Origin of the sequence: Paenibacillus sp. FSL A5-0031 (assembly GCF_001956295.1) — a bacterium.
Taxonomy (GTDB): Bacteria; Bacillota; Bacilli; order Paenibacillales; family Paenibacillaceae; genus Pristimantibacillus.
Window position 1 is genome coordinate 182,432 of the sequence record NZ_MRTD01000006.1, and the last position, 13,782, is coordinate 196,213.

At 49.4% G+C, this 13,782-nt stretch carries 11 protein-coding genes; all 11 read right to left on the reverse strand.

What is annotated here, in order from left to right:
• Nucleotides 1-19: 19 nt before the first annotated feature.
• The 11 genes from BK120_RS12870 to BK120_RS12920 all read right to left on the reverse strand — a co-directional run bounded on the left by BK120_RS12870 (nucleotide 20) and on the right by BK120_RS12920 (nucleotide 13,756).
• Nucleotides 20-2,284, reverse strand: coding sequence for a putative baseplate assembly protein (locus tag BK120_RS12870; protein WP_076267906.1), 2,265 nt, complete (start codon nucleotides 2,282-2,284; stop codon nucleotides 20-22).
• 53 nt (nucleotides 2,285-2,337) lie between these two features.
• The gene (locus tag BK120_RS12875) at nucleotides 2,338-5,436 is read right to left on the reverse strand and encodes a baseplate J/gp47 family protein (RefSeq protein ID WP_144376748.1); all 3,099 of its coding nucleotides are present in this window, start codon (nucleotides 5,434-5,436) and stop codon (nucleotides 2,338-2,340) included.
• Between the two features lie 14 nt (nucleotides 5,437-5,450).
• A complete protein-coding gene (locus BK120_RS12880) occupies nucleotides 5,451-5,852 on the reverse strand; it encodes a GPW/gp25 family protein (protein ID WP_076267908.1) in 402 nt (133 codons plus the stop codon).
• A gap of 22 nt (nucleotides 5,853-5,874) precedes the next feature.
• Nucleotides 5,875-6,603 (reverse strand): phage baseplate assembly protein V, encoded by a 729-nt coding sequence (locus tag BK120_RS12885; RefSeq protein ID WP_218639588.1) that lies wholly within the window; start codon nucleotides 6,601-6,603, stop codon nucleotides 5,875-5,877.
• The gene (locus BK120_RS12890) at nucleotides 6,600-7,685 is read right to left on the reverse strand and encodes a phage late control D family protein (protein ID WP_076267909.1); all 1,086 of its coding nucleotides are present in this window, start codon (nucleotides 7,683-7,685) and stop codon (nucleotides 6,600-6,602) included. The genes BK120_RS12885 and BK120_RS12890 overlap by 4 nt, the downstream gene beginning before the upstream one ends.
• A 4-nt stretch (nucleotides 7,686-7,689) precedes the next feature.
• A complete protein-coding gene (locus BK120_RS12895) occupies nucleotides 7,690-8,316 on the reverse strand; it encodes a CIS tube protein (protein ID WP_076267910.1) in 627 nt (208 codons plus the stop codon).
• Nucleotides 8,317-8,343: 27 nt separating this feature from the next.
• Nucleotides 8,344-12,075 carry a hypothetical protein gene (locus tag BK120_RS12900; RefSeq protein WP_076267911.1) on the reverse strand — a complete coding sequence of 1,244 codons (3,732 nt, stop codon included), beginning with the start codon at nucleotides 12,073-12,075 and terminating at the stop codon, nucleotides 8,344-8,346.
• Nucleotides 12,076-12,146: 71 nt separating this feature from the next.
• Entirely contained in the window at nucleotides 12,147-12,608 is a 462-nt protein-coding gene (locus tag BK120_RS12905; protein ID WP_256710880.1) for a phage tail protein, read from the reverse strand.
• Nucleotides 12,609-12,617: 9 nt separating this feature from the next.
• Nucleotides 12,618-12,797: a DUF6760 family protein gene (locus tag BK120_RS36390; RefSeq protein ID WP_076267912.1), complete on the reverse strand. Its 180-nt coding sequence runs from the start codon at nucleotides 12,795-12,797 to the stop codon at nucleotides 12,618-12,620.
• A 17-nt stretch (nucleotides 12,798-12,814) separates the two neighbouring features.
• Nucleotides 12,815-13,195, reverse strand: a complete 381-nt coding sequence (locus tag BK120_RS12915; RefSeq protein ID WP_028611985.1) for a hypothetical protein — start codon at nucleotides 13,193-13,195, stop codon at nucleotides 12,815-12,817.
• 126 nt (nucleotides 13,196-13,321) lie between these two features.
• Nucleotides 13,322-13,756 carry a phage tail protein gene (locus BK120_RS12920; RefSeq protein WP_076267913.1) on the reverse strand — a complete coding sequence of 145 codons (435 nt, stop codon included), beginning with the start codon at nucleotides 13,754-13,756 and terminating at the stop codon, nucleotides 13,322-13,324.
• Nucleotides 13,757-13,782 lie beyond the last annotated feature (26 nt).

Genomic DNA, 13,782 nt, shown 5'->3' on the forward strand with positions numbered 1-13,782 from the left:
GCAGCCGATTGCCACGATGCTATAGATGGGTGCGACTAATGAGCTCAATTTCATGCTGCCCTGAGTAAACAAGACCCTGCGGCGGAAGAATGATGTCCCCTCCTGCACTTTTCCTAACATGCGCACCTTCCGCATCAATCCACAAATCCTGCACGTATACTACGCCGCTCGCCTTGCTTAGCGCATTATAAATGTCACCCTTATAGACAGACCGGCCAAATTTCCAGCCTTTGGTTCCATGCTCACCATCAAGCGGTCTTAGCAGCTTTTTCAATTGCTCTACTAAACGTTGTCCTTCATCTACGAATTGAGGCTCGACAACAACAACGGCATTGACGGTTACTTTAATATAAATGGGGGGAATGACATGTACTTCTGTCGTTATTAATCTTCTTGTATCCAATTGACGTTTTACAGTTTGAAGGAAACCAGCGCTTGGCGTTGGTGTATCGCTTAAACCGTATGGTACGACTACAACCGAAACTTGACCATTTGCCTTCTCTCTTGGATAATCATCAAGTCCTGGCTTATAGAGAGGAATTGCATGCACTCTAGCTACGGCAGCGCCTGGTGTTGCTAAAGCCAACGTTTCGTAATCCTCATTGGTGACGGCACGGAATGTATGCTTCAGCTCTGACTGCGCCCGCTGCAGCGTTACCTGCAGCGTTTCCGCTTCCGAGCCTCCAGCTGCAAAACTTGGATTATTCACTTCGATTTGCAATGCTTTATGTGCTTCGTTCACCCACTCAGATATGAGATAAGGCTTAACGTTTCCACGATCACCACCGCCTAATTCGCAACCGGTTAGAACAATATTGGTATCCATACTGACTGGCGGAATAGCACCTTTTTCGCCATTGCCGAAGTAGATGAGTCTTTTGACGGGATCATAAATATAATGACGATCGCCTGGCTTAGAGCGGTCAAACTCATCTACACGCTTCCAATCCTGCCATTTGAAATGGCCATCCGGTTCTTGTTCACCTACCTGCAGCTTTAGTGCCTCGCGTTTCTTGCAGGATAGATTGTACAGCTCAAAGCTTTGGCTCGGCAGCCCATTGCTTCGTCCAATGAATCGGTAAAGATCAAATTTAGGTTCACTAGCAATGATACGAACCGTTTGTCCAGGCGGCGGAACAGCTCCGGTAGAGCCATCGCTAAACTGTACTGTGACATGTTCCATCGAAGCATGTCTTAAAACGCTATAAAACGCAGGCGGGCGATCAGAGTGAGGCAGCTCCTCAAAGGAAGCAATCTCCTGCCAGTAACGCCATGCGCCATCAGCATCTTGCACTTGAACACGTATTTGTCCAAAAACAGCTAAGTAGGTAGCAATATGTATTTCTTCATGGGGCTCCCCTGATACCGTAAAATCAATCACTTCGCTTAATGTATCCTTCTGCTCAGCTTTGACCGTATGCAGCATTAGCTGACGAATGCGAGGCGGCATTTCATAACCAGACTCCTCAACTGTTGCACATATCCAATATCGCGGCTGCTCGCTTGCAGGATGCACAGTTACCGTACGCATCGGCGCCCTTAGGCAAAATGATATTTTGCCGCTAAGCGTCAAATGTAGCGTCTCATCCTCTACCACTTCAACGGGCATCCACCCTGCTGTCCCTGCTGCTTCATCCCAGCAATAAGATTTCCACGAGAGCCTTGCAGATGGAGAAATGGCTTCGCGATTGATTACCAGATGCTGCACCTCGTCATTGCCAACGCCTTTATCCGCTTCCAAAAGATTGATGTTTATCGTGACCTGTTCCTGCGCACTCAGCTCACGATCGAAGGAAAGATAAAGCTTCGAGGCTGTCCTTGCATCCTTCCCAAACGCATAAAAGGCAACATTGGCATGATCATTTGTAGCTGTGACGTCATTGGCTTCCCGTTCCGTTCGCGTAACGATTCTATCCAGCGCAAGCGGCACAAGGGAAATGGAGGCTTCCGTCTCAAACATCTGATCCTCAGCCATCAGCTTTGTTCCGCGAGGTAGCGTCACCGGAGCTTTAATATTTGAGAACTGTACGGTAGCTCTCGCCGAACTTGCGTCTGCAGGCTGAATACCAAGCAGATCAAGAAACCTACGCCTATTCTTGTCCGGGACACGGCCAATGAAATAACGCTGCATCTCTGTCAGCCAAGCGAATAGCTCAATAAACGTAATGCCCGGGTCATGCGCATTCTCATCCGTCCATTCCGGAACCCGCTTTGGGATGAGCCTTCTTGCTTGTTGAACGATTTCCGCATACGTGCGGTCGTCTAGCGGCAGCCTCGGCAGCATTTGATCTCTCCTTCCTTTTCTTTTTTTGATCGTACTACCCTCATTCGGAACTCTTATTTCGGACCAGGGAAAGCCGTTATGCTATGACTGCCATTAACGACGATGCCATGAATAACCTCATTCATCCGGCCAGGATCCCATTCGGTACGATTTCCATTTTCTATTTTGACAATATGTAAATAAAGACGTTCGATATATAAAAGCGAGTGGACAGCATGCAAAAGGGAGTGAAGCACTGACACATGCAGCGTTTCTCCAATATTCCAGCCGTTGCCGTCAACATTTCCAGTTACCGAATGTAAGAACGCATTCAGCTTGGCTGTACAAGCCATCTCTAGTGGAAGCAGATCATCCACGGACTGGGATGCCACCGTTGCATGCACGGACACTTCCAAATAGGCCGGCTCGATAACCCGTATGGCACCGCCCAAGGAAACCAGATTCGATGCTGTCAGCATGAGCTCACGCTCCACCGCTTTGCGCAGCTCTGGAAACTGAGCAGCGCTTTCCAAGCCGCCCGCTGGGAAAGCAACCACAACCATGGAGCCAGGAGAGCGCTCCAGCCTTGCATTTCGATTGCTTAAGCATTTCACCTTAGCGATCTGCGGATATGCCTCTCTAGCAATCCATTCTACGTCGCTTGCGGTAACGGCCCGTCCGCGGTGCTTAAGCCGCTGCGGTCCTCTTACGAGCACTTGCTCAACCCGTTCCGCATCACCGCCGCCAATTGAAGGAGCCGGATTGCTGATGCTGCTGACGAATGCAAATGGAAGCACCATCCCCGTTATTTGCCCGGCATCGACATGCCCGTTTGCGCCCGCGGTAGTTTTAAAGCGAACGCGCACCGTTTCCGCCGTGTCAGAGGAAGGAAGCTTACCGCGTATGCCATCTCCGAATTGCAGCATTCCGCCTGCATGATCCGGTGAATAATGACGGTCAATTGGGCCAGACTCTGCAAGCGAAACGACCGGCTGCCATCTCACCCAGAAGCGTTGGTCATTACCGTCACCGTCTCTTTGCAGCATATAATATTCAGGCGCGGAGTCAGACCATTTCACACGATCCATTGGCGTGAAATGTGCGAGCTCATCTACCCACACCTCTTCTTCAATAAAAGCCGTAGGCGCTAGCTGTACAAAGCCGTCCGCAGGAATCGTAAGCTCCTTCTCCTGACTAACCTGCTGCCTGACCGAAACAGCATTCAGATGCATGCTTGAGGCTACTGGATTGCTTGGAAAGGAATCTCCTAACGAGCCATCACGATTGACTGCGCGTATCCAATAACGCTCATGCCCGAACAAGCGAGCCGGCGCCATCGTAGATGGCCCTACAAATTGCAGCTCTCCGCTTATCGTAAACGCCTCAGTGTTGTCCGCCACCTTCAGCGGCTGCCAAATGTAGCGGCTTGCTTCCAAGCAAAGCGCTTCCCACTCCACCCACGGCGGTTGATTGCTGGCTGTAAACCTGCGTTCCAGTTCAATATGCAGGCGAATGGGACCTTTTAACGGCGCAGCATTAAAGGAAGCATACATCGCTGGATGACTTGCTGGAATTTGCTCAAACAGCTTAAAGGACTGACCGCCATGTTGTGCAGAAGGCGTTCGATCACGATTGTCAATATTGCTTCTTGTATAGACATGCTCCGGCATAAATAAGCTTTGCGAGGCATGAGCATAGGACAGAACAGGTTGTGCGAGCCAAGGGGACATATATTCCACGACAGGCGCGATAATGGGATCAGTCTGCAGCACACGTGCCCGAATCCAATAATCAGACGTACCATTTACGAACGTTTCCGCCATATCGTCTGGACAGTTGAACGTCAAAGTAAAGCTTCGTTCACTCTGCTCCGGCAGCTCGGCAAACAATGCTCCGAATTGCTCGCTGCCGGGCAGCCTGCCCCAATTGCTGCCATCCCAATACTCCCATTGAACACTTCTGATGCATACGCGCGGCGGATCCTTCTCGTCAAAATCAGAGGTCCGCATGACCATTTTCCACTTTACTTCGGGATCCTGCGCCATTCTGAGCCTACTCGGAATCGCTCTCGCAGAGAAGGTCAGCTTGATTTTGCTTTGACGCTTGCTAAACGCCTCTTCACACGATAAATAAAAAACGGAATAAGGAACAAAATGTTCTCCAAACGGGTAAAACCCATCCTTCAAGAGCTCCGTATCATTAAAATATAATGCGCCTGGCTCAATGCCAACATTGTCGCCGGCCGCATCATGCGCCGCACGAAGCCTTATTTTATCCATCTCCAAATGCTTGTTAAGCAGAGGGGAGGCAGCGCCTTGCAGCTGTTTCACGGTACACCTGATCCAGCGGCCAGTTATTCCTTCATGCTCAGTGAGCTCCAGCTTTCCAGCTCGCTGTTTATATAAAACGACCATGCTGCCTGCAGCCGTTGCGGAATCGAATTTCACCCATTCCCCGTTGCATGGATACGTCCATTCCACCCACTCTGATGCGAGCGAGGAAGCAAGCTCCGGCTCAGAGTAACGTTTTTCGGTGTGGTGAACATTTATGTAAAATCGGCTTGGCCGATCTACTAGAAAGATATCGTCATGCCGAATATAAAGCGTATGCTCCTGCTCATTTGGCATAGAGCTGGTATCGAACAAGCTGATTGGCTCAGCTAGGCCGCTCTTCAATCGATCTCCATAGTCCAGTGCTGCAGTAGCGATATGATCCTTTTGTGGATTTACACTAATCCACTCCATCAGCTTCGCCGGTGTAGCGAGCAGCACCTTCTCCGTCTCAAATACGAGCGGCTCGCCGCCGTCAGGATGAGGGGCTGTCAATGCAATGCCTGCCGGCAAATAAACGGGGTCGACCGTTCCTTCACTCAGCTGAAACACAACGGTCGCCCGGGCTGGACGAGGCGGCTGCAGCTTGACCTCGATAAGATCGAGGAAAGCAAGGAAATGATTGAGCGGCGCTTGATTAAGCCGATTAACCGTGTCCTCCAGCATCTCAGCGGTCAAATAGGCGAGTCCCGTCCCCGCATCAGGCTCCTCCTGCGAGAAGCGCCACTCCGGCGTATAATGAGGTGCCATCTCCTTTAACTGAGCCATAAAAGAGGATAAGTTATTATGATTGATTTTTGGCGGACGGTTGTCACCGCCATTTCTTCCCCCGTGCTTCATCACGTTGCTCGCTCCCGTTATTTGCTTCCTTCCTCTAAATAGAAAGGAAACACCTGATTAAAAAGATTGTTTGTGGATCTTACCGCATAGGAGACGCTCATAAGCACACGGCCGTTATTTTGCCGATCAGGCTTTACCTCTACCTCTACGTCCTTTACTCTCGGCTCCCAAATTCGAATGGCTTCCTGCACATCACTGGCAATGAGTCTAAGCGATGTCTCATCCGTTGTGCCAAATACAAAATCCCGCAAGCCGCAGCCAAAATCAGGACGCATTAATCGCTCGCCCTTCGACGTTCGAATAATAATTCGGATAGACTCTTCGATGTCATCCTCGCCTTCCGCCATGCGAATACGGCCGGTTGTTGCGTCTACCTGAACGGGAAATTTCCATCCTTTCCCCAAAAACGATGCCGACATCTGCTGCAGCCTCCCTCAGCCATCAATTGATCTTAACCATCGCGCCCTTCAGCGACAAAATGCCGTTAGCCTTTACCTCAAGCATGCCATTGGATTGAAGCGTGAGCGCTGCATCCGCCTCCACCTTCACCTGAGCGCCTTTTACGGTAACCGATTTTGAGCCCGTCACTTTTACATCGCCTTGCGCGCTCATCTCAATCGTAGACGCTGAACCGCATTGGATGGTGACCTTCTTTCCCATCTCATCCAGCTTGATCGATTGCTGCTTGTCTTGCGTTTCAACCGTAACCGTCTTATCCTTATCGGCAAACGTAATATGATGGCCTTTTGACGTTTTTATCGTAACCGTGCCTGCGCTGCTCGTATCATCAAACGTAATCTCATGCCCGGTTTTCGTCTTGATTTTGCGAATATCGTTTTTGTCGTTCGGCGCAGGCGGCTTCTGTTTCTTGCTCCACAAAGAGCCAATGACGATCGGCTGATCCAGCCGCCCCATTAAGAAGGCGACAAGCACCTCATCATTCACCTCCGGCAAAAAGAGAGAGCCCATGTCGTTCCCGCCCATTAAAGTGGCAACACGCACCCAATCGGTCTGGAGCTCGCCTTCGCGCAGTGGAAACTTTACCTTTACGCGGCCAAGCTTATCCGGGTCCTTGTTGTCGGTAACGATTGCATTCCACACTCCGGACAGCTGCTCGGATTGCATGGAGCGCTGATGCTGGTCAAAAAAACCGGGATACATCGTGCTCATATCGCATTCCCCTCCGTCTCAAAATAAATCATGTAGCCATCCGTTGCGTCGAGTCGATGCGTAACCTTCGTCAATCGCAGCAGTTGATTTAGCTTGTCGCTGCCGAGACCCTCAATCTTGATTAATTCACCTGGCTTCAGCTCTGGAAAACCAATCGAAGTGCCATGTCCGCTCACGAGCTCGCGGGAAATACGATCCAGCATCGCCTTCGCAAGCGATTGCGCCTCGTCCTGCGATGCTGCCTGCGTGTATACGACCTCCATCTTTTGATTAGAGAGCATGCTCGCTACACTTGGGCCGCTTTTGGTGTTCGTACCAATAATCGTAACCGAGCTGGCAACGGATTCTATCGCTTGCATCTTATCGACGTCATAGCCGCGAACTTTGACTTGTGAAGTCTGGCTGGAAGCATCCACCGTCAGTGTGAACTGAACGAGGTTTTTCCCATATTTCAGCGTAATAAGCGGCGCTCCCGATGTTTTCGGTTTTTTGAAAATAAGCTTGGATGCTTCTACATAGAAATGCCTGTCGTTATCCATCGCAAGCGAGCGGACAAAATGATAATCGCTCACCCCGATTTGCTCAATCGTTTTTTTGGTGACGCCCGTATCGTCCAAATCGACAGACAAACCATAATTTCCGGCAATTTGCCGAACAACGTCGCTGTCCTTCATTTGGTTCCACACCTTGGAGTGTGACGTCTTCATCATGAGAAAAGAGCGATCCATCGCCGTTACGACAATGCTTGGGCTGCCGTTTGAAGGATAATCAATGGTATAACCTGTCATGATTCCATCAAATACAAGCGATTTTTTATCTGCGTAACCAAGCTTGATTTGCACCTTCTTGCCTACCGCAATCGTTGTGCCTACCCATTGCATACGGGATTCGCTCCAAATATAGCCATTAGAAATTGAAAACCTGGCGATATCCGCCTGTGCATCCGTCGTTTGCTCGACATCAACCCATTCTACAGCCATGTTTGAAAGCTTGATCAATTGACCCTCTATTAAAATATCAACCTCAGGTGCGCTAAAATCACCATATTTGGATTCCAAATCCTCAAAGGAGTTTGCAGCCACGTTTTCACTCCAATCTCGGAATCGTCAAGCTTCTTCCGGATAACAGCATACGGGGGTTATCAATCCCATTCGCTTCGGCGATATGGCGCCATGCTCCCGGGTCCTCGTATTCCTCAGCCGCTATTGACCACAGCTGATCCCCTTGCTTGACCGTCTTTTGCTTCGTACGATCGGCAGATTGACGCGGTATTTCTTGGTATTGTTCCTTCATCGTTTGCGAGCTCAGCATATCGACCGTTAAGGATGCCCTAACAGGGACGCCGGTTTCCAGAAACATCGTGTATTTCTGCGTAATGCTCGTAATAACTCCTTTAAAATCAAGCGAGCCCCAAATGAATTTACAGGTCGGCGGCGTATGCAAATCCGAGTCAACATCGAGAATGCCCACGATTTTGGAAGTATAGGTACGAACGTCAATGCCCGCTTCATACGTATCAAAAAACAAATTCAGCTTCAATGTTGTCCGCTCACCGCTCGTAAATTGGGAGAGCGGGGTTTGCAGCCCCGCAATCTCCTTCTCCGCATATTGATTTCCGGATTCCATCTCATAATCAGTCGGGTTAAAAAGCACGTCTACCTTCTCGGTTTCTTTCGCTCGAAAGATCCAAAACTGCGCTTTGCTTAATGCCATTCGATGTCCCCTCCAAATCTGTTCATTCTAGAAGCCTCTTCTTCGCTGCTCCAGCTTCATCTTTCGCTCCAACGCCTTATATACTTGATCAGCAATCGCTTCTGGATGCAGCTGCGGCATTTTCATAATCATCTTCTGCAGCTGCACAGGGTCCAGCTCGCGAGGCGCTTCCACCTTCACCTGACGCGGCGGCTCCTGTGCAGCGGGCCCACTTGGTTTATGATGCGAAAGTGTGGGCATCTCGCCTCGTTCACCAAATGAAGCAGCGTTCGTCTCTGCTCCGCTAGGTGCAGCTTGGCCAGCTGTATTTCGATGACGGGCAGCTGCTGTATAACTAAGCCTTACTTGATCGCCTATTGCGCTGCTAGATTGAACGGAACTAGGCTCGAAGCCTGCTTGGACAACCGATGTTAGTCCGCTAAGCATCGGCTTGTTTTCTTTGGATGCTTTTGCAGCAAGATTGGCGAAGCCAGAATGTCTTTGAATCGTTCGGAATGGAGTCACTCCTGCTCTGGATCCGCTATTCAAGAAAGATGACATTACCGTTTGAAGATGCACAGGATTGGTTTGTGCGCTGCGGTTATTTCTCTCGCCAATAGGGAGAGCAGGAGCTGCCAGCTTCATGTCTCCTGATTCTGTCTGCTTGTGCACGCTTAGTGTTGGATACGCGCGCATGGATGCGAAAGCTTTCGCTGATTCCGATGCTTCGGCTGACATTTCAAAGCGGTTAGACAATGGTTGCGATGCTTTACTCGCCACATCATTTAATGATTCAGCGCCATATGTTTTTTCTATTTTATTTACCGAGGTGCTGCTATTTTTACGGACTTGCCGCTGAACTAGTCTTGATTCGACCGGCTTTTGTTTCGCTTCCGCGCTAGTGCTTGGCTTTGTGTTTGGAGAAGTCTGCTGCTCCGCTAGCCTTCGCACTAATGAAGTGGATGCTTGCCTAATATTATTGTTTTCAACCCCATATGCTGAGGTTTTAATCGCTTCAGATGGGAGCCATTCAGCAGCAAAACGATGAACCGTTCTTCCAACTAAAGGAGAAGCTGAATCAACTTTTGCTCCAGTATTAGCAGGAGAAAAAGGACTAATCATTGTTGTCCCTTTTCTTTTCCCTTGTATTGCATTCTGAAGTATAGCGCTGATGCTCGCTTCATGATTTGCCGCTATCATTCGCCGCTTATGCGACAGTGATGCTCCGTTTTTCAATAACGTCTTCTTATTATTCGCAGCTCTCGCAATTAATTGTCCGCGAACGGTAACAGGTGCCAAGCCCGTATTTAAACCAGCCTCTTTGCTTGGCTTCAATTCTGCCATTTTAGACAAATTCTCGGCTCTCGCACTCGCGTCTGTTCGACTGGCAGTAGCAGAAGCGCCTTGAATGAAATTCGCATCATGAGATAAGGTTTGCGATTCTGGTACGATTGTTCGTTTATGTAAAATAGCACGGCGGCTTTGAGCACGTATAATCCCTTCCGGATTATGATCCGTTGCAGCTTTATGCTTATAGTTGAGCTGAGTTGACGGCTTCTTCAGGGCGGTAGCTTCGGATGCCTTGCTTGCATCCTGCCTTAGCACTGATTCTGCGCTCTGCGCAGGCTGTCGCTGTTCAAAACGTCGCAAAACCATCGGGGCAGGCCTCGAAGCCATATTCCGATTCCTTATTCTTGCTGCTTCAGCTAGAGCATTTGAGAATGTCCTTGACGGTATAAATCGTTGAGACCCAACAGCTGATATCCCTGCTTTTGCTGCATGTGTTGCTTGTGCTGCATGTGCTACATGTATGGAAGTAGCAGCATTGCTAGGTTTTGTTTCATTTCGCTTCCGGCTGCTTACATTCGATGAAATACCATCTGCAGTAGCTTTAATCTCTTTTTTATGGGAAGGCACGACTGGAATAATCATGCTGCTATTATTCAGATTTACAGTTGAATCATTATCGGCCTCTCGTGGCTGATCCGACTGTGAACGATCCGCTCGATGAATGAGACGTTTGGCAGCAATCGCTGATTGGCTGCTCCGTTCAGTTAGTTCGTTCAAAAGCTGTGGCTTACGCTGCAATACTAGAAGCTGAAGCCTATTTCGATTAACATCTGTTATCTTGCTAGCGGTTACCTTGATACTTGAATGGATAGCTGCAGCTTCTGTTTCTGATTCTGCGTTTGGCATTGCCAAACGATTCGGTTGATTCTTTTTTTTCGCGGAGACATTTGATTGTACATCCGCTTCCTTGCCATTTGGTGCTGCTTCTTGCGACATCTCCGTTTGCTCGGAAATATGTTTTGGATGATTACGATGCTTTAGCTCTAGCTGTTTTTTTCCTTTTGCACGATCTTCTTGCGGTAACACATCATCGTCCTGTCTACTCGAGAGGGTACGGAACGTGTGTGTTGCTGTCTCTAGCTGCTCCAGCTTCACCGCTTCGGCTCTCTTACCTGCCTCGCTCATAACCTTACCCGCAGCGGCGCTCTGCTTTTCCGCTTCCCGCTGCTCCAGCTTCTCCGCTTCGGCTCTCTTCCCTGCCTCGCTCATAACCTTACTCGCAGCGGCGCTCTGCTTTTCCGCCTCCCGCTGCTCCAGCTTCTCCGCTTCGGCTCTCTTCCCAGCCTCGCTTAGAACCTTGCCCGCAGCAGCGCTCTGCTTTTCCGCTTCCCGCTGCTCCAGCTTCTCCGCTTCGGCTCTCTTCCCTGCCTCGCTCATAACCTTACCCGCAGCGCCGCTCTGCTTTTCCGCTTCCCGCTGCTCCAGCTTCACCGCTTCGGCTCTCATCCCTGCCTCGCTCATAACCTTGCCCGCAGCGGCGCTCCGCTTATCCGCCTCCCGCTGCTCCAACTTCAACGCTTCGGCTCTCTTCCCTGCCTCGCTTAAAACCTTGCCCGCAGCGGCGCTCCGCTTTTCCGCCTCCCGCTGCTCAAGCTTCACCGCTTCGGCTCTCTTCCCTGCCTCGCTTAAAACCTTGCCCGCAGCGGCGCTCTGCTTTTCCGCCTCCCGCTGCTCCTGTGAAACGACTGCTCTGCGCGCATTCGTAAGCTGCAAAGGCGCCTTGCTCAATGATGCGCCAGAATCGTTAGCCTGCTTGAGATTAGACTTAAGCTGAGCTCGATCCTTCGCAAGCGGCTTATTAAGGTTATCCAGCTTGCGAAGCGATTGAATGACAATACCGGGTTGAAGCTTGGCTTGCAGCCATTTATAGTAATCCGCCCGCTGCTCTGCCTTCAATGGTTGAGTAGGCATCTGCGAAACATGCGGTATTATTCGTTTGGAATGGTCATGCTTGACTCTGTTCGTTATTATACTGCTGTTAACAATCTCATCTAACTGCTTCGAAATGCCTGTTTTGTGGAGTGCTCCATCATTCGTTTCTTTCCCTTGAACAGGCTGTGCTATTGCTATTTCTCTTATCGTTCTTAGTTCTTTGATAATATGTGTCACATCTCTGAATACGATCGTTTCACGCTCTACCGTTACTCGCTCGCGCGTCATGATGCGCTCAGGCTTGCGCTCTGGACTTGGAAGGGCCTTTTTATTGTTGCCGACATTCGGTGCTGCTGCTTTAGGTGCTACGACTTGCACATGCAGCGTTTGCTGAGTAATGGTCGGCTCATTTTTGATCACATGCGACAAAGCCAACCGCTCAAATGTTTTGCGTCCTGTGCCTGTCTTATATTTATTTAAGATGCCTCCGGCAAACGGCTGAACCGACGTTGATTGCTTTGTCGCAGCTTTGCCCATACGGTCCAATATTCGTTTCATACCGGTGCATCCTCCTTTTCCCGTTCAACTTGCAATTTATGATTCATTAACGTTTAACTACTTGCACAACCCTACTTCTGAAAATCACCATATAAACCGCTATGAATAATTTCTATCGTTTCAACCGCAATGTCACTCGTGCTCGCATTCAGATGCGGCCCGGTCCACCTCACCGGATAAGCATCAAAGAAGCTCCAGCGCCCAAATTCTGTTCCGTCAGCAGATTGCAGCACAATCGCACCTGTTTTGCGGTCAATCGTTCCATCTATTGTGCTTTCGTACCAGCTCCAAAGAGCAGGCGATTTGGTCATACCCTTGCGCAGCACGAGATTTGGGAACCGAACACCCATTGGCAGCTTATGAACATAACCATTCACTCCGCCTTCACGGTATTCCTCAATTTCTGTTTCTGCCTCAAGTCCCGAAACCTCAGAGAAGCCTGCAACAAAAATGTCATCGAGCTCCACCCAAAACTTGAATGTTGTAGCTACATCGTGAAAGCGACCTTTCTCTTGCCCCTTCATGACTGCCATAGCGCCGCGTCACCTCTTTCCAAAAACGTCGAAAATGTTTTTCTTACCGCTATCTGATTCATCGTTCATCTTGCGATTAATTTTGGAAATTTCATCGCACCAGCGCCTGCGTTCTGCATGCTCCATGCTCATAATTTCGTCATGCGACCAATGAAAATAATACGCGACGAAGCCTACCTCCTCGTACAGCCGGTCAACCGGATAACCTAAGAGAGAGCTTCCGTTAAGGACAAAAAATCGACAGCCACCTCGAACTCGTGGTCACATTTCGGACAAGCCGTAAGCACCTTAGGCGCTTCTAAGTCATTAATCTGACGATATAAATTTTGCAAATAAGCAAGATCTGCCGTAAACAGCTTCTCGATCAGCTTCGTATCAATATGCCTAACATCCCCCAGCTTTGTTACCACTCTAGCCATCAAAATAACGGTCAAATAACTAGGGTTGGATTGTACGCGCGGGTCCTTCATCGGTAAAATTTCATCAGCTGCTGTAGCAAGCCGCATAACACCCCGCCGGTGGAGATTGCCTTGATCATCCACGTAGCCGCGAGGCAATTCAAATTCATATTCCGTTTGAAACGCCATCCGGTTATCACTCCAATATGTAAAATAGAATCGATTTCTAAAAAAGCGGAAAACAAGAGAGGAGCAAACGATTTCTCGCCTGCTGACCTCCCTTGTTCGCCATAAACCAGCTTTAATTACTCATTTCTATGCGGTGCGCGTTAAACCCTCATGAGCGAATTCAATCAGCTCTAGCGCAATATCATTGCCGGTACCATTGAAGGTAGGCGCAGTATATTTAACAGGCCAAGCTTCGATAACCTGCCAAGTAGCCACGTCTTCGCCTTCTTCGTCAAGCGCGATGATCGTAATCGTTTTGCGCTCAATCGTTCCTTCGGCGCATTCTTGAAGCCAATCATACAGCTCCATCGATTCAGTCGTGCCCCATTTCAGTGAAATGTTGCCGTACTTGATTAAGCCTGGAAGCTTGCGAGGTGTAATAACCTCGTTGCCCTCGCGGTATTCGACCACATCAAAGGTTGCCTCAAAACCGGAAACCTCGCTAAATCCTGCTTGCTCAAGACCTTCTACTTCTACACGAAATCTAAAATTGCGATATGGATCAATACGATCTCCTGGCATGTGGATCCCCTTCCGTTATTCGATAT